Consider the following 17,655-nt stretch of genomic DNA (forward strand, 5'->3'; position numbering starts at 1 on the left):
TCACGCTTCAGCAAAGAGGAATGCTGTGACCCGGATTGAGGAGACCGCGCCCTGAGTGTGGACCAGCCCATAAGGACGGACGGCACGTCAGGTGGCGCGGACCCCGTGAGGCGCGGTATCGCCGCGCACCTGTCGGATCTGCGCGGCTTCGCTCGTTACCTTACAAGAGACGTCACGGCGGCGGATGACCTTGTGCAGGACACGGTCCTGCGCGCGCTAGGCGCGCGGGCGCAATTCGTGGAGGGGACAAACGTCAAGGCGTGGCTCTTCACCATTCTGCGCAATATTTTTTATGAGCAGAAGCGTCGCAAGGTGAAAGAGACAGAGATCCTCTCCGAAATCTCACTCGGCAGCGAAGAGGGGCGGGAGGGAGATCAGGGCTATCACGATAACGTGCTTGATCTCTCGGTATTGCTCTGGCGATTGCCTGAGGTTCTGCGAGAGGCGCTCATTCTCGTGGGCGCGCAGGAAATGAGCTATGAAGAGGCAGCAGAAATCTGTCTTTGTCCGGTGGGAACGATGAAGGCGCGCGTGTCGCGTGCACGCGCCAAACTGGCTGAGATCACGGCCTTGCCGGGCGCACAGGCGTCTGTCGCAACGGGCATCTGAGCCCGACACGCGACCCGGAAAAAGGAGCGCAGAAAAATAAAATCAAAAAATAGCAATCTGATGCAACCGATCTTCCGCGCCGTTCATTGATCGGATGAAAAGCACTGAGCGAAGAAGGATTTTCGCATGACCAGCTTCCACGACCAAGTTATCCAGATCCTCCCCAAACTGCGTATCCAGGCGCTCTCCCTCACGCGGAATCGTTCGGCTGCCGAAGATCTGGTTCAGGATGCGGTCTGCAATGCCCTTGCTGCTCAGGACAGCTTTATTCCTGGAACCAATTTTTCGGCCTGGATGCATCGCATTCTTCGCAACCGCTTCATTTCCGATCTGCGCAAGCGTCGCGAGACGACCGATATTGAAGACGTGCCCGCTTCCTCCTTCGCCAGTAACGCAACCCATGAAGACAGCCTTGCCCTCAAGGACTTGTCGATGGCCCTTTCGCGTCTTCCTGCAGACCAGCGCGAAGCACTTGTCATGGTGGTGGTGCAGGGCATGAGCTATGAGGCTCTGGCCGAGGCAACAGGTTGCGCTGTTGGTACTGCCAAGAGCCGCGTGTTCCGTGCGCGTCGCCAGCTCGAGGCCTGGATGACCGGCGATCTGCCCGCTAATGACAAGCTTCGTGTTAAAGTCGCGGCGCTTCGCGCAACCCTCGACGACCGTCGTCGCAAGGGGCTGAAGTCTGACGATCTTTTCACGTTCTGAGTGACTTGGCGTCGTTCTTACGCCACATACTCTGAATTGTGAGGCTTTTTAGCCATAATCGAGAGAGACGATCATGTATCGTCTCTCTCGATTGCTATTGTGGCTTCCAATTTATTCAAAATACGTTGATTAAATTTCGGTAGTGCAACTCAGACGCTGCCCCCCTGTTAAACCCGCATGGGTCGAATTCTTTTTTGAGGTGATGACATGACTGGGGGAAAGGACGGCGTGCCGGAGAAGTCCCGCCAGGATAAAACCTCATCCGACAGCGACAATCCTTTCGACATCTGGCTAAAGCGCGGTCTGCATCAGCTATTCGACGATGTGGCGAATGAGCCAATCCCGGACGAGCTCCTCCGTCTCATCGAGGAAGACCGCGACGAGCGGTCATCATGAAGAATTGCCTGATCTGATCGTTATGAACTCCCGAAAGTCAGGCGGGTGACAGCCTCACCCTTCAAGCATCTCAGGAATTTTCGTGTGAAATCCGGCCTTTTTGATACGGTCGGTTCCCGTGTCATGGCCCTGATCATCTGCACGTCTCTGCCACTGGCCTGCGTCGCCGGTATGCTCGCCTGGCACACCTATCTCGTGACCTCGAATAATAGTTTCGAGCGGACGCAGGGTGACGCGATCAGCGCCCGTCACGAGATTGCGACAGATATCGATCGCACGCGGGGCATGCTTCAGGTTCTGGCCAGAATTGGGCTTCATGAGGAAATTGCGCCTCGCGCTTTTCAGCTCATTCAGTCGATCAATGAGCAGCGATACTGCTCTCTTGTCCTGAATGACCACTTTGGGCGTGCAGTTACATCCCTCCAGACGACAGCGGGCAGGGATGCCGCTTGCGCTCCCGAAAATCAGGTGTCTACACAGCCGGCTGTAATACGTACCGAAGCTTCACGACCTGACGTGGAGGTGCTTCAGCAAGGCCCGGTTCCCCTCATCCGTATTGTTGTGCCCCTGGAGTATATCGACCGCGCCGGGGAAACCGTGGCCGGTCGGCTCATCGCGCTACGTCCTCTTGTGAACTCTCAACTCGTCAACGCCGGGCAATATACGCATCCGGCAACGGACCCGGAAAATGGCGCGACAGATTTGTGGCTCTATACGGGAGAGGCAGCGCCCGTTGCGCTCACTGCCAACAGGAAGATCCCCAACCCATGGTCCGTCGAGGTTCTTGCGAAGCTGAAGAGTGATGCTGCAGTTGACCTGCAGCTAGATCATTTCGAGGTCGATGGGGTCTACTACACAATGGCCCCCGGATACGGACCTGCACGAATTGTCGCGGTGTCGACCCGCAGCATTGCGGAAACGCGTGCGCTACAGCTTTTCCTCGCCAGAGTCATGCTGATCGTCCTTATCCTCATCGTCGAGTTGCTGCTTGTGGCCTTGGCTGCGCAGCGATATCTGGTCGAGCCGCTGGAGAAGCTGGCTTTCAGCGTTGCGGACTGGCGCCGTCATGGCACCTTCCAACCCGACCTGCCTCGCGCACTCCCTTTGGAGATAAGGCAGATGGAACGCGCCTTCAGTCGCGCAACCAAACGTCTTGATCGTCATGAGGCGCGCCTCACACGCGCGACGAAGCAGCAGGATCTGCTGATCAAGGAGATCCATCATCGCGTCAAAAACAATTTGCAGATTGTTGCGTCATTACTGAATTTGCAGGCCAACCGAATAAAGCTACCTGAGGCCAGAGAAGAGTTTCACCTTGTACGTGACCGCGTGAGGTCACTGGCAACACTGCATCGACACCTTTATCCGGAAGGGGGGCTATCTGCGCTCGATATCAGGGCATTCCTCGAGGAACTCGCCAGTCAGATTTTTACCGCGAATAATCGCTGTAATAAAGGGCGCGTCAGTCTCTCCCTCGATATTGAAAGCGTTCCGATCACTCCTGATCAGGCCGTTCCGCTCTCGTTGATTGTCACTGAGGTGGTCACCAACGCGCTGCGCTACGCATTTCCCCAGGAACGTTGTGGTTCGGTACAGATACGTCTGGCCCGTAACGAGAATGGCGCTGTTCTCACGATTCAGGACGATGGTATTGGCCTTGATGCCACTGCACAGTCTGATGCAGAGAAGAGGGAAGGTATCGGATTACAGTTGGTGCGTGGTTTCGCGCGACAGCTTGGTGGTACGCTCGAAATCAATTCGGCGGCTGGGACGGTGTATACCCTTGTCTTTCCGATACAATCAGTGCGCCGTACAATTCAGTGACATCAAACTAACTCAATAAAAAAGGAAGGCCTCGCACCGCCTTCGATGGTGCTTCGTCGACCGAATAGGTGAGGACTGGCCTCAGAATAAGAAAGCAAAGCACTGCGTTTTTCAAAAAAAATATAGTGGTGGTATGTCTCAAGTAATCGATCGCTATATTTTTCGTCCGCATGTGCGCTTCGTGCTTCTAAGCGTATATCAATAAAATCCCGTCGTTAATAGATTGAGACCATGATTGTTTTCGAAGTAAGTACTTCGGTTTCGCATGCAATCCTACCGCCACGATAGTGACTTTCCCCAAGCGTCAGAAGAACAAGCGTGTTTGTAATTGACACCTGCACGCTGCCGTCCTTCTTCTGTGACTTTGATTCGCGAATTCGACTTTCCAAAAACGGAAATTAACATTACTGAGGCTTTTAATTCGATATCATGACAAAAAAGTTAAAAAATTTCACGGTCAACGCAATGTGTTGACGAAAAGGGGTCTTATATAGAAAGATATTCTATAAAGCGGAGGTCTCTCCGCCGAATTAAGGCGAAAGATCGTTAATGCTTCGTTCACCGTCCAGACGTATGTTTTGCCGAAATTCTCTGGCCTTGAGCGCTGCCATTACGAGCTTTGGCGCTTCCAACGCCAGCAGGGCCGCCGCAATCGATCCGGACTGGGATATCTATAAAAAACAGTTCCTTCTCCCCGAAGGACGAATTGTTGATAATGGCAACAATAATGTTTCCCACTCAGAAGGGCAGGGATATGGGCTGTTTTTCGCCTCGACCTTCAATGACAAAGAATCTTTCGAAAGCATTCTGAGTTGGACGAAAGATAACCTCAAGCACAAGGACGGAAACCTGCACAGCTGGCGCTGGGTGCCAGCTATGCCGCATGTTACCGACACCAATAATGCCTCGGATGGTGACCTCATGATTGCCTGGGCGTTGCGTCGTGCGGCGATACTATGGGCGAGGGAGGACTACGCGGAGCAGGCGCAGGCGATTGTGCAGGAATTAGGCCGGAAGTGCGTTCGAAAGATTGGCAGCAGGCTCGTTCTTTTGCCAGGTGCACGCGGTTTCGACAGACTCAAGGGTGTGACCGTCAATCTCTCCTATTACAATATTCCGGCACTCGTTCGGGCGGCTAGGCTCGATCCGGCAGGCCCTTGGAACAGCCTCATTGATGGTGGGCAGCAGCTTGTGCAAAGCAGCCGCTTTGGCCTTTGGGGGCTGCCCCCGGATTGGCTGATGATCGATCGCAAGTCCGAGCGCCTCACGCCTGCCTCAGGTTTCCCGCCGCGATTTTCATATGATGCAATTCGGATTCCGCTTTACCTCAAATGGGGCAACCGGATGCCGGCCACCCTGTCGCAGGCGCTCTACGCCGTAAGCCAGAATTACACGATGAACGGCCTGCCAGGATGGATCGACGTGAAAACCGGAGAGCGCTCCAACTATAACGCGCCGCCCGGCTTTAGGGCCGTCTATCAGTTCGCGCTGAACGGCCCTGATGCTCTTCCAAAATTGCCAAGCGTCAAGGAGAGCGGTGACTATTACTCGGCTTCGTTGACACTGCAAGCGCGGATAGCCGCGATGGAGATGGTATAATGCCAGATAGATTCAGAATTCTTGAAGACTCTTTCGATGGTGAGCCTTCGCCTTCCGGAGAGGAGTATCCTGATTTTAATGCATTATCCCGGCTTAGCTCAGAAACCCCGGTAAATGAGACGCAGGAAGCGCCTCTCGATATGGCTCCTGCATCGCAGGGTGCCGAGCCTTCGCCAGCTCTTGCCAATTTGCTCAACGCAAATGTTGCCAGTAGTTCTACCTTGGCAGCACCCAACGGCGGTAGCGTGACCGGGAAAAGCCTTCCCTTATCGGGCAGTGCGACGAGCCTCGGTTTCAACAAAAACATCGAATCAACGTCTCTTCGAAAGAACACCTTTCAGGATCCCGCACCGGTGAAGTCGGAAATCGCTCTCGCCTGGCGAAAAATGCCCTTGCGAGACGTGTTTGCCACTCTTCGCACCCCTGCCACGGAGCGCGTTGCAGGACAAAATCGATTGCGAGGCATGTTCCGACGCTGAAACGTAATTTCCGATATTGTCTGCTGGAAACAAGAAGAATTAATGACACTGATATGTGTGGCCTCCCCAAAGGGCGGCGTTGGAAAAACCATGGTAGCGGCACATCTGGCTGATGAAGTCAGGCGCGCGGGTGCGCCCAGAGTGGTGGCAGTCGACCTCGATCCGCAGAATGCGCTTCGACTGCATTTCGGCATTCCCATGTCGGAACGTTTCGGGATCAGTAGCTGTATCGTTTCGGGACGCCCCTGGATTGAAGCCGCGAAACCGAGCCCTCACGACGTGATCGTTTATCCGTATGGATCTCAACCGGTCAGGGTGCAGGCCGAGCTTGAGCACGCGCTGCAGCTTCGACCCAGTCTCATTGCCCAGGAAGTATTTGCGCTCTCTCAGCAGCCGAATACGATTGTCATTGTCGATACATCACCGGGTTATTCTGTCTCTTTTTCGTCTATTCTGCCTGTTGCAGACATGGTCGTGACCGTGATGACGCCTGAGGCGTCATGTGTCTCACTGGTGCCTGAGATCCACGCAGGCAGTTGCTACCAGCTCGACGCGACCACACCCCTTCGGTTCGACCATCGCGTCGTTATAAATCGCTTCGATCCCATGAACCGGGTCAGTGCCATGGCGATGCCGCAACTGGTCAGACGTTTCGGCCCCATGCTTCTCGGAACGATTTATCGGGATGAGCATATTGGTGAGGCTTTCGCGAGCCAGAAACTCATCAATCATTACGCACCCCACTCACGTGCGGCTGCAGATCTGGATCGAGTTGGGGCTCAGTTTATCCAGCATATCCAGAACCTGCACTGATAGGCGAAAGCTGTAATGAATAATGTGAGAAATGGCATCGCGTTTCTTGAGAACTGGATCGACAGCGCCAGCCGGTCGCCTTTCAGATCCACTCTCAGAACGTCACTGATTTCAGTGGCGCTGCTTTGCGTCATTCTCGCTGCATTCGTGCATCTTACGCTTGCGAGCCAGACAATCGTCTGTTTCATCGGTATCGGCCTGTTTCTGTATATCAATCGCTATCCTGGCCCCCGTGCGACGCTGGCATTGAAGGGGCTATCGATCATCGTCTCGCTCAGATACCTGAGCTGGCGCCTTACCGAGACGCTGAATTTCAGCTCCTGGACACAGACCGTGCTTGGCACGATCCTTGTCACAGCCGAGATATACGCGTTCATCATGCTCATTCTGAGCTATTTTCAGTCCCTTCATCCGTTGCGAAGGCAGGTAGCCCCTCTGCCGAGCGATACGGCGTCATGGCCTAGCGTCGATATCTATATCCCGACATATAACGAAGAGTTGCGGATTGTAAGGCAGACAGTTCTGGCAGCGATGGGGATCGACTGGCCTAATGACCGCATCAATGTCTATATTCTGGACGACGGCCATCGCGATGAGTTTCGTGAGTTCGCAGAATCCTGCGGCGCTGGCTATATTGCGCGCTCAGAGCATACGCACGCAAAGGCGGGCAATCTCAATCATGCGATGACCTTGACCAAGGGCGATCTCATTGCGATTTTTGACTGCGATCACATAGCCAAGCGTAACTTTCTTATCGAGACCGTGGGTCCATTCATGACCGATGAGCGTCTCGCGCTGATACAGACACCGCATCATTTCTATTCGCCCGATCCGTTTCAGCGCAATTTTTCCCACGGCGCCTTCGTGCCACCGGAAGGCAATCTTTTCTATGGCTTGATCCAGGACGGGAATGATTTCTGGAACGCAACCTTCTTTTGTGGCTCCTGCGCTGTAATCCGTCGAAGTGCCTTGCAGGAAATCGGGGGGGGTCGCGATCGAGACGGTGACGGAAGACATGCATACCGCGCTGAAACTGCAGCGGAGGGGATGGTCTACCGCCTATCTCGCAAAACCATTGGCTGCTGGGCTGGCAACCGAGCGCCTTATTCTGCATGTGGGCCAGCGCATGCGCTGGGCTCGCGGCATGTTGCAGATATTTCGTCTCGATAACCCGCTCATGGGCCCGGGCCTCGATTTTGCACAGCGCCTTTGCTATTTCGCTGCTATTGCGAGCTTTCTTTTTGCCATACCGCGGCTGATCTTTCTCGTCGCCCCCATGGCGTATCTTCTGTTCAGCCAGACACTCATTGATGCGTCGCCTTTTGCGATCGCTGTCTATGCTGTGCCGCATCTGGTTCACAGTGTCCTGACCTCTGCCCGCACCAACAAGAACTGGCGTTATTCACTCTGGAGCGAGGTTTATGAAACGACGCTTGCGCCATTTCTTGCCCGTGTCACTGTCATGACCTTGCTCTTTCCCAGAAGGGGCAAGTTCAATGTCACCGAAAAAGGCGGGATTCTGGATCGGTCTTATCTCGACTGGAGCGCCATTTATCCGAACGTCTATCTGGTTATCGCTCTTCTGGCGGGTTTCGGCTTTGGAGTTTTCCGTCTGCTGCACAACCACAACGATTACATTGTCACAAACGCTCTGACGATGAATATTGTCTGGATCTCGATCAGTATTGTTATCGTGCTCGCCGCGATATCGATCGGGCGAGAATCCATGCAGGTTCGCAGATCGCCGCGCGTGAACATCAGCATGCCGGTCACGGTTCGTGCGGAAGACGGTCGTCTGTTCGACTACGTGTCTGAGAATTTCTCCTACGGAGGGTGCCTTATGCACGGTGCGGCAACCGACGTTCCGTTCGCCAAAGCGGGGAATGTCAATGTGTTCGTCAAGGATATGGCAGAGACCTATAATCTTCCGGCGTCGATCGTACGCGTGTCGGAAGCGGGTAGTCTGGCGCTTCGCTGGGCGCCTACCACAATATTGCAGGAAGCCCAGATCATTCGCGTCACCTTCGGGCGTCTGGATGCATGGCATAACTGGGCCGACTACAAGCCAGACAGTCTACTCCGTTCCATTATTCTGATTTTGCGCAGCATTCTCGATTTGCTGAATCCAGCGACCTTTCATCAGAGAAAGCCTAATACCGTGCTCAAGGGTCGTGTCATACAACCAGTGCCTCAGAAAACTGCCGTGCTCGTTCGTCCCAAAGCTGGCATGTTACAGGTCTTGCCGTATCTGCTTTTTGCGACGGCTTTTGGCGCCGTGCCTCAGGCCTGTGCGCAGGAAAACCCGGCGGATCTGCCGCTCCCAAGTGCCGTTCGCGCGGCGCCAACGCCAAGCGCCTCTGCGATTGCCGGTTCCGTTGACCCCGGCACGACCGGGCAGGGGGCGTTACACGTTGTCGCGCCATCGAAAAGTCAGGAGCCGCAGGCCGCTGTCCCGGCCGCTCCTGCGTCCGAGCCGGTCATTGCCGATTCTTCGGGCAACAATGTCGCCGCGCCCGTTGCACCGGAACTGGAAAATGCCAGAACGACGTCATGGAGTTTCAAGCAACTTCGCAGCGCCGACACTCTGATCATGACTCCATGGATACCGATTCAGGGGCTCAATTTCGGCGTGGCACCTACTGAAGTCGTAACGGCGGCGACCCTGTCACTGCACGGCTCGCTTTCACCGGATATGCTGCCAGCCGGCAGTGGCGTCACGATTTTTCTTAATGACCAGTTTGTTGGAGTGATCCATCCCGACAAAGCGAATCCGCAATTTGGGCCGCTGAACTTTCCGGTCAATCCTCTCTTTTTCAAAGAGCGCAACGTCCTGACTTTCCACTTTGCTGGACAGTACACGCTGAGCTGCGGAGACCAGACGAGTTCAGTCCTTTGGGCGAAAATATTGGGGCAATCGACACTCTCGATCACCTCGGCCCCGCTGCCCCCCGCCCGCGATCTCGCGGCCTTGCCTGCGCCCTTCTTCAACGATGCCATATTGACGCCGTTGCGCGTGCCCTTCGTTCTGTCTCGTCAGAGCAGCCAGCACACACTTGAGGCTTCCGCAGTTATTGCGTCCTGGTTCGGGGCGCTCAGTAACTATCGCGGCGCAAGCTTCCCTGTGATGGCGCAGATGCCGCCATCTGGAAACGCAGTGCTGGTTGGCCCAGCCGATGCCATCGGAGAGTACCTTGCGGGGGAAGCGCCCATCAATGGGCCGACCATTCTAGAAAAACTCAATCCTAATGACCCCTTCGGCGCCGTGCTGATCGTGACTGGTCGCACAGATGAAGACGTTTCCTCGGCTGCGCGCTCGCTGGTGTTCGGCAGTAGCGGTTTTCCTCATGCCTCTCGCATAGCGGCTCCGGCTGTTACCGCCGCTGTGCGGCACCCATTCGATGCGCCGGCTTTCATCACACGCACTCAGCCGGTCCGCATAGGCGACCTCGTATCCCTCTCTTCGCTGCAGGGTTACGGGTATGTGCCCGGAACAATCTCGGTTCCCTTCCGCACTACTCCCGATATCTACACATGGCGCGATCGCCCGCTGACGATGCACTTCACGGTTCGCGGTCCGCTGGGTACCGAAATCGATAAGAAACGCTCTCATGTCGATGTCAGCGTCAACGGGATCTATCTCAAAAGCGTCTCTCTCGCACCGCCTTCGGATATTCCGGAATGGCTGAGGCATTTCTGGCCTGATGCGTCCCGAGCACAGTCTGCCTCAGTATCTATCCCGGTATGGACGCTCTACGGCGCAAATACTTTGGGTTTCTACCTCGAAGGACGCCCTCTGGGGCGGCGCGACTGCAGCGGTATGACACAGGATCTCAGAATGAGTATCGATCCGGATTCGGTGATCGATTTGAGCCGTGCCTATCATTATACGACGCTCCCGAACCTGGCCTATTTCGCGAATTCCGGTTTCCCGTTCACACGTATGGCCGATCTGTCGGATACAGCCATCGTTATTCCTGCGTCTCCCAATGAGGGCACGGATACGGCCTTTCTGGATCTCATGGGTATGATGGGGGCAATAACCAATTATCCTGTGTCCGGAGTGTCGGTGCTGCACAGCAACGCTGTGGCTGAAAATGAAACGCGCAATCTCATCGTTATGGACACGGTGACAGGCTCCCCGGCCGTGGAGCGTTTCCTGCGCGGAACGCCTTACAGTTTCAGCGGCGGCACGCTCAATTACACCAGTTCGATGCTGCTGGAGCCATTTCGCCTTCTGTCGCGCAGTCTGAGCAGCGCGTCGCCAACCGAAGTGGCCACGCCATTGCGCACGCTCAACGCGACGACGTCGCTGAGTGACGGTGGCGCCATAATTGAACGTCGCTCGCCGTTTTCAAATGATGCGACCATGCTGCTGATGCTGAGCGAAAACCCGCAAGGGCTTGAACGTCTCGTTCAGACGATGCGCGATCCGAGAATGCAGCCCACGATTCAGGGTGATCTGTCGATCGTCAACGGTAGCCATGTTCTGGCAACGCGTAACCTGCCGACCTATGCGGTCGGATCGCTGCCCTTCTGGTTCTGGCCAGACCTCTACCTTGGTGACCATCCTTTCCGGGTTATCTTGCTGGCTGTGATCGGGGTTGGGCTTGGGGTACTAATTCTCTTCCGTGTTCTGACGTCTCACGCGAGGCGCCGCGCTAGGGAGATCCAGCGTGACAAATAAATTTCGACGCGCCCGTATGGCGCTACCGACCATCGCCTGCACGCTTGCTGTTCACGCCCACGCCGCCCCCCAGGGTGATGCCGCTCCTGTTCCAAACGGGGGGCAGGAATCCTCTCAACCTGCTCGTGTTCTCCAGCCTTCCGATAACAGCCGCATCGTGCCCTCCGTCATTCGGCGCGCGCGATACTGGCTTGAGCATGATCGTATCGATGACGCACGCATTGCCCTGAACCAGGCGATACAACTGGCGCCGAACGACCCTGATGTGCTCGCCCTCCAGGGCCAGATGAGCTTGAGAGATGGTGATATCGCGTCAGCCCACAAGATCATGAAGCAGATCAGGGATCAGAACACGGATCCTGATGCCGGCCGTCTGCTCGATATGGATCTGCAGGCGCGCTCGGCACCGGGAGCCGACATCCAGAATGCGCGCGAGCTTGCGCGCAAAGGCGCGACGGCGCAGGCCGCGGCTGCCTATATCAAGGCATTTCCGGACCGGCCGCCGGCGCTTTATGCGCTGGAATATTACCGCACTCTTGCGGGTGTTCCCGACCAGCGTAGCAAGGCGCAGCAGGGGCTTGCAAAGCTTGTCCGGACATCGCCCGACAATATCGAGTACCAGATCGCCTATGCTCAATCACTGGTTTGGGATGAGGAAACCCGGGTAGCAGGGATAAAACGCTTCGAAGCTCTGGCCAAAATGCCTGGCCTGGCTGAGAATCAGAAGCAGCAGATCAATGGTACAACCAGGCAGTCAGTACTGTGGCTGCCCGCAACCAAGGCATCCGATCCCGTAATCAGTGACTATCTTGTTTCCCATCCGGAAGACAAGGATATCCAGGCATTGCGCGGGCGTGCCATTTCCGGTCTGACCCGCCCCGACGAACTGGCTCGCCAGAGGGGGTGGGACGCCCTGCGTGAAAATAATCTGTCGGGCGCAGAAGCCGCGTTTCGTCAGTCACTGACCCTTTCTCCCAACGATGCCGATACGCTTGGCGGGCTTGGCGTAACCTTGTTGCGTCTTAAACGTGATGCCGAAGCAAAGACCTTTCTCGATCGGGCAATAGCAGCCGATCCTGCCTCTGCCGACCGCTGGCGCGCTGCCTCCAATGGGGCAGTGTTGAGTGATACCTATGCGAAGGCGAATTACCTTTTCGCCAAAGAGCGCTATACGGAGACACTCGCCCTCATCAATCCGCTGATTGCGCGATCACCGCAGCAATCCTGGCTACGGGCCATGCGCGCCGATATTCTCGAGCGGACCGGTCGTCGCGACGACGCCATTGCTGCCTATCGTGATCTGGTGAGAACGGCTCCCGGCAATGTCTCCTATCGTGAGCGTCTGGTCCGCGCCCTGATCGAGGATCGGCAATTCGACGAAGCGAGAACGATGCTGGAGCAGAGTCCGATAGCGAATGCCCAGCTTCGGGCTCTTTTATACGACACCGAAGCGGCTCAGGCACCGAGCAAGGCTGAGCGTCTGATGGTCATGCAGAGAGCTGATCGCGACAACGCGCTTTCGCCATGGTCCCGCCTCCACTATGCGCAGGCTCTGCTTTCGGAAAACCGGCGTCGTGACGCGGATGACGTTATGGCACCGCTGGTTCAGGAAGCATCGGCAAACGACAGCCAGGCGGTGGCGGCAGCCTTGTTTTATTCTGCTCAGACCGGCGACCTGCAATCGGTTCGACGCCTGAGGCCGCTTCTTTCTGAAAAGGCCATGACGCCTGAACTCCGCGCTGTCTTGCGAAGTGCTGCGTTTCGCGAGGATATGGCCAATGCACCGGCTGATCGCGACGCAGCGCGGTTCTATTTTGCGCATCTGCTCGATAGCGACGACCCCGATGGATCACTCACTCAGCAGGCAGCGATCATGCTTTATGATCGGGGAGATGCCACCGGTGCAGCGCAGTTGCTGACAATCCAGATGAGCCGCATGAGCGCTGGCATGACGCAAGCTCAGGAGCTCGCTTATGCCGGAGCCTTTCTCCATATGCATGATCTGGAGAGAGCACGCCGTCTGATCGCCTCCGCCAGAGCGAGGCCGCTCACGTTAGAGCAAGAGGCATTGCTCACTCAACTTGATACGAGCCTCGCCGTATCGACGTCTGATCGCCTGAATGAGCGGGGTGACCGGGCAAAGGCCTATGAGGCTCTCGCGCCAGCGCTCAATCGTGCCAGCCCTCCGGTTGCGGCGAACCTCGCTCTGGCGCGGCTTTACAGTTCCGGCGGACAGAATGCGCAGGCCTATCAGATCAATCTGCAGGCCGTGCAACATGACCCTGCGGATCTCGATGCCCGCCTCGCCCTCATCGAGACTGTCATAGCGATGCACCGCTATGCTGAAGCAAGCGGCTATGTGCAGCAGATGAACGCGATCGCGCCGACAGACCCGAGGAGCTGGTACGCAGCTGCCCAGCTCGACAGGGCAAGAGGGAATATCCGTGCAGCCGTGCGCGAGCTGGCTCAGGCAAGGCTGCTCAGGATCGAGCAGCTTTCCCCGGGCCCGAATGCGGGTTATCGAAGCAACAACCCCTTTGCTGCAGAAGATGCCACGCTCGCGACGAATGATACGGATCTCCTGATCCGGCGTGTGGATGGCGATTTAAACGAGATCACTGACTCGCTTGCAGCCTCGGTCAACATCACCCCGGGTATCGATACGCGATCGGGCTCAGGGTTGAGCGGTCTTAACAATGTGACGGCAGATGTTTCTGGCAGACTGCCTCTAGGTACCGGGCATCTCACATTGGGCGCTACGCCGACTTTCTTGAGTAGCCGTTCCTACAATTCCGGAGATACCACCGGGCCGAGCTATATCGGTTATAACCCTCTCGCTGCTGTGAAGGGCGGGGCGCTCAATCAGCGTAGCTCGTTCAATGCCACAGGTGTCGCGCTGAGTGCTGCCTACGATTGGCGCTGGCTGCATCTGGATGTCGGAAGCTCGCCGCTCGGCTTTGCGGTCAATAATATCCTGGGTGGCGTCAAATTCAGCCCACAAATTGCTCGCAAGACCATCCTGACGGTTGGCGCCGAGCGGCGTGCCGTGCAGGACAGTGTGCTGTCTTACGCCGGCCTCAAGGACGCGTCCGGAGCGACATGGGGTGGGGTCGCCCGCAATCGTGTTTACGCCCAGCTCGCCTATGGGGATTCCAATGCCTCGCTCTATGTCCGTGGCGGCGGATCGTATCTGACGGGTCGCAATACCAAAAGCAACACGGGCTATGAGGCTGGGGCAGGGGGGCAGGTTCGCGTCTGGGATCACGGTACGCAAAATATCCATGTCGGCATGGATCTGACCTGGTTTGGTTATGACCGTAACGAATACAAATTCAGTTTTGGCAATGGCGGTTATTTCTCGCCTCAAGACTTCCTGGCATTCACCTTTCCCGTTACCTACGCCGGATCTTACAAGCAGCTTGACTGGCGTGTGATCGGGCGTGCCGGTTATCAGACATATCATTCCAGTCAGGCTGAAACCTTTCCAAACAGCGCCGCCGATCAGAATCTGCTTGCCAATATCGCGCCACTCTACGCCTATCAGTCCGGCGATTCCGGCAATGGTCTCACGGGTGGCGTCAATGGCACTGTTGATTATCGTGTGACGCCCAATCTCAGGCTAAGCCTCAATGCAGATTATCAGCGTGCGGGGCCTTGGAATGAAGTTAGAGCTTTTGTCGCTGCCAAATACAGCTTTCTGGGGACGAAATGACCGCGCCTGATTATTCCCTTTTCCTGCACTCTCTCGCCAGTGAACTCGATATTCAGGCGGGGGCCGAAGAGCGTGATGCGCTTCTCCAAAGCGTTGGCCTGCGCGCGGCGACACGTCTGCCACTGCCGGCTTGTGAAACCACCGAAGATTTTGAGCTCGAATGCAACGCGCTCTTGTACCTGATGGGATGGGGCAGAATTGCCCTCGCCCTTTCGCAGGAAAAACACGGTCTCACACTCACCATCAGTGAGCCCTTGCGCCTGGGGTCGCTCGGTACGCCATCTGGGCAGTGGTACGCTGCTTTCTATGCAGGGCTACTGACGGGCTGGTTTCAGCAGACCGGCGAGGCGGTGACACTCCATCAAGATAAAGACGCCTCAACATCTGAGATCCTTGTTTTTGACGCCAAGGGTTGAGGCAATAATCTTACAACATGGGAGAAAACAGTGCCCTCAAGCCCTGTTAAGGGCTTGAGGGCGCCAGACATATTGATGCTTGTGGGTTCAAAAATGGCCAGCCGCAGAACTGGGGGACTGATCTTTCATTCACTGTAAAGATGCGAATACATTTCGAGTATAGCCCAACAGATCAGCGGTTGGTCCCTTGGCTGCCAAAGACCGCGCTATGTGGGGGACGCTTGACACGTCGAGCGGTTCTAAAAATACCATGAACCGTTCGATGGCTTGGGCGCAGAATGCGCGGCAGCGTTTTACCCCTGCGTTACAAAGGCTCATTCAGAACTTCGCGTGGCCGCAGCCTGACATGAGACAATGCGGTCTACCGCGTACTGATTGAAGCGAGATGATTTCGGGTCATTTTATCGCTCAAGACCAATCGGCTCAGCGACCTGTACACGTTTTTCAAGTAAGTCCTCCCTTCTCCCCGGTTTGACGAAACGAGGGAGAAGGGAGGGGCTGAGCCTTACCAGACGGTGAAGCCACCATCGACGCTGACGATCGACCCGGTCATGAGGCTGGCGGCGTCTGAAGCCAGGAACTGCACGACAGAGGCCACTTCTTCCGGCTGTCCGACGCGGCCCATCGGTGTGCCGTCGATCCAGCGATCATAAAGCGCGGGCTTCTGCATACCGAAGCGTGTCAGTGTGGTCTCGATATAGGTCGGAGCCACAGCATTGGCACGAATACCATGCGGCGCCCACTCGGCCGCGATCGAGCGGATATACTGATGGACACCCGCCTTGGAGGCGTTATACGCGGCCTGTTCCTGCGGGCGGTTCACGATCAGACCGGACATCGAGCCAATTGCGACAATCGAGCCGCTCTTCTGCTTGATCATGACCTTGCCGACGGCCTGACAGCACCGGAATACACCATTCAGGTTGACGTTGATCTGCTTGAGCCACTGATCTTCAGTCATATCCTCGGCCTTGACCTCGGAAATGCACATACCGGCATTAGCCACCATGATGTCGAGCTTGCCGTGTCTCGAGACGATGGTATCGACCGCCTGCGTGACGCTGGCTTCGGATGTGACATCCATCGCGACGCTGCAAGCCTTCAGACCCTGCTCTGTCAGGCTCTTTGCTGACTCAGCGGCCTTGTCGCCATCAAGGTCGGCAATCACCACATGAGCGCCAAATTCTGCCAGAGCGGTGGCACAGCAAAGACCGATATTCTGGGCGCCACCTGTAACGACAGCAATACGTCCATCGAGGCGAAGTTTTTCCAAATACATGGGAAGAGACTTTCAAGTTAACCGGCGAGACGGTGGCGCATGAGCTTTGTCAGCGCCATCCCTCTTGCGTCGAAAAGGTGACAATTTTCAGCGAGCAGGCGCAGACGAATGGCGCTATCGACCTCGCCGCCGTGATCGCCGTCGGTCTGAACGATAATCAGGGTGCCATCCGGTAGGGCAATATGCAGAAGTGTGAGCGCGCCAAGGCGCTCAACCATGCGGATGATGCCCTCTATCTGTCCGGCAGGATCGAGCACAATATGCTCAGGCCGCACCCCCAGTGTCATGGCTTCCGCCGAGGCGCTGTCGCCCGGCAGTACCGGCACGACAACAGGATCGCCATGATCGAGCGCCACAGCGATGCCATTCTCACTGAGGGTGCGTACAGTCACTGGAAGGAAATTCATCGGCGGTGAACCGATGAAGCGGGCAACGAAGAGATTGCGCGGATGATGATAGAGCTCGAGCGGCGAGCCAACCTGCTCGACCACGCCTTTTTGCAGCACGACAATCTTGTCTGCCATGGTCATGGCCTCGACCTGGTCATGGGTCACGTAGATGGTCGTGGCCTTCAGGCGGCGATGCAGCGTGGCCAGCTCGACGCGCATCTGGCCGCGCAGTGCGGCGTCAAGATTTGAGAGCGGCTCGTCAAACAAAAAGACCTTGGGGTTGCGCACGATGGCGCGACCGATCGCCACACGCTGCCTCTGCCCGCCGGAAAGCTGGCCGGGTTTATGCTTCAGATAGGAATCGAGCTGAAGCGTCCTGGCGACATCGGTAATTTTCTGGCGTCGCTCGGCCTCCGGCATTCCAGCCAGCTTCAGACCGAATTCCATGTTTTGATAGACGTTCATATGCGGGTAGAGCGCATAGGACTGAAAGACCATGGCAAGCCCGCGTTTGGCGGGCTCGACGTCATTGACGCGCTTGCCATCGATCATCAGATCGCCACCTGAGATTTCTTCCAGACCGGCAATCATGCGCAGAAGGGTCGATTTGCCGCAGCCTGAGGGGCCGACGAAAACAACGAATTCCTCGTCATTGATGTCGAGCGAAACGCCCTTGATGATTTCTTCCGCGTGATAGGTCTTGCGGATATCGCGCAGTTCAACTTTGGCCATGGGTCACTCCAAAAGAGC

Annotated in this window: 14 protein-coding genes and 1 pseudogene; 12 read left to right on the plus strand and 3 right to left on the minus strand. The window is 56.3% G+C overall.

The window, feature by feature from the left end; genetic code table 11:
* The first annotated feature begins 105 nt into the window (after window positions 1-105).
* From IEV53_RS13570 to IEV53_RS13580, 3 genes are all read left to right on the plus strand, one after another.
* Window positions 106-609, plus strand: a complete 504-nt coding sequence (locus IEV53_RS13570) for a sigma-70 family RNA polymerase sigma factor (protein WP_229719902.1) — start codon at window positions 106-108, stop codon at window positions 607-609.
* 126 nt (window positions 610-735) lie between these two features.
* Complete coding sequence (locus IEV53_RS13575; protein ID WP_188427364.1) at window positions 736-1,314, plus strand: sigma-70 family RNA polymerase sigma factor; 579 nt, start codon at window positions 736-738, stop codon at window positions 1,312-1,314.
* 207 nt (window positions 1,315-1,521) lie between these two features.
* Entirely contained in the window at window positions 1,522-1,710 is a 189-nt protein-coding gene (locus tag IEV53_RS13580) for a NepR family anti-sigma factor (protein WP_188427365.1), read from the plus strand.
* 54 nt (window positions 1,711-1,764) lie between these two features.
* On the opposite strand, the gene IEV53_RS13585 is transcribed toward IEV53_RS13580, so the two are convergent.
* A complete protein-coding gene (locus tag IEV53_RS13585) occupies window positions 1,765-2,028 on the minus strand; it encodes a hypothetical protein (RefSeq protein ID WP_188427366.1) in 264 nt (87 codons plus the stop codon).
* 198 nt (window positions 2,029-2,226) lie between these two features.
* Here IEV53_RS13585 and IEV53_RS13590 point away from each other — a divergent pair, with 198 nt between their 5' ends.
* The 9 genes and pseudogenes from IEV53_RS13590 to bcsD all read left to right on the plus strand — a co-directional run bounded on the left by IEV53_RS13590 (window position 2,227) and on the right by bcsD (window position 15,237).
* Window positions 2,227-3,534, plus strand: coding sequence for a sensor histidine kinase (locus IEV53_RS13590; protein ID WP_188427367.1), 1,308 nt, complete (start codon window positions 2,227-2,229; stop codon window positions 3,532-3,534).
* Between the two features lie 597 nt (window positions 3,535-4,131).
* Window positions 4,132-5,133 (plus strand): glycosyl hydrolase family 8, encoded by a 1,002-nt coding sequence (locus tag IEV53_RS13595; protein WP_188427368.1) that lies wholly within the window; start codon window positions 4,132-4,134, stop codon window positions 5,131-5,133.
* On the plus strand, window positions 5,133-5,612 hold the full coding sequence (locus IEV53_RS13600) for a hypothetical protein (protein WP_188427369.1): 480 nt from the start codon (window positions 5,133-5,135) through the stop codon (window positions 5,610-5,612). Before IEV53_RS13595 ends, IEV53_RS13600 begins: the two co-directional genes overlap by 1 nt.
* A gap of 42 nt (window positions 5,613-5,654) precedes the next feature.
* A complete protein-coding gene (locus tag IEV53_RS13605) occupies window positions 5,655-6,425 on the plus strand; it encodes a cellulose synthase operon protein YhjQ/BcsQ (RefSeq protein WP_188427370.1) in 771 nt (256 codons plus the stop codon).
* Between the two features lie 378 nt (window positions 6,426-6,803).
* Complete coding sequence (locus tag IEV53_RS14820; protein ID WP_229719904.1) at window positions 6,804-7,595, plus strand: glycosyltransferase; 792 nt, start codon at window positions 6,804-6,806, stop codon at window positions 7,593-7,595.
* Window positions 7,483-7,710: pseudogene (locus tag IEV53_RS14970) on the plus strand (UDP-forming cellulose synthase catalytic subunit); the annotation flags it as partial. The gene IEV53_RS14820 and the pseudogene IEV53_RS14970, both read left to right, overlap by 113 nt.
* Window positions 7,711-8,151: 441 nt before the next feature.
* Window positions 8,152-11,109: a cellulose biosynthesis cyclic di-GMP-binding regulatory protein BcsB gene (locus tag IEV53_RS14830; protein ID WP_371869888.1), complete on the plus strand. Its 2,958-nt coding sequence runs from the start codon at window positions 8,152-8,154 to the stop codon at window positions 11,107-11,109.
* Window positions 11,099-14,821, plus strand: a complete 3,723-nt coding sequence (locus IEV53_RS13615) for a cellulose synthase subunit BcsC-related outer membrane protein (RefSeq protein WP_188427372.1) — start codon at window positions 11,099-11,101, stop codon at window positions 14,819-14,821. The genes IEV53_RS14830 and IEV53_RS13615 overlap by 11 nt, the downstream gene beginning before the upstream one ends.
* Window positions 14,818-15,237 carry a cellulose biosynthesis protein BcsD gene (gene bcsD / locus IEV53_RS13620; protein WP_188427373.1) on the plus strand — a complete coding sequence of 140 codons (420 nt, stop codon included), beginning with the start codon at window positions 14,818-14,820 and terminating at the stop codon, window positions 15,235-15,237. The genes IEV53_RS13615 and bcsD overlap by 4 nt, the downstream gene beginning before the upstream one ends.
* A gap of 505 nt (window positions 15,238-15,742) precedes the next feature.
* On the opposite strand, the gene IEV53_RS13625 is transcribed toward bcsD, so the two are convergent.
* The gene (locus IEV53_RS13625) at window positions 15,743-16,516 is read right to left on the minus strand and encodes an SDR family NAD(P)-dependent oxidoreductase (RefSeq protein WP_188427374.1); all 774 of its coding nucleotides are present in this window, start codon (window positions 16,514-16,516) and stop codon (window positions 15,743-15,745) included.
* A 17-nt stretch (window positions 16,517-16,533) separates the two neighbouring features.
* Window positions 16,534-17,637 carry an ABC transporter ATP-binding protein gene (locus IEV53_RS13630; protein ID WP_188427375.1) on the minus strand — a complete coding sequence of 368 codons (1,104 nt, stop codon included), beginning with the start codon at window positions 17,635-17,637 and terminating at the stop codon, window positions 16,534-16,536.
* Window positions 17,638-17,655 lie beyond the last annotated feature (18 nt).

The organism is Asaia siamensis, assembly GCF_014635085.1.
Classification (GTDB): domain Bacteria; phylum Pseudomonadota; class Alphaproteobacteria; order Acetobacterales; family Acetobacteraceae; genus Asaia; species Asaia siamensis.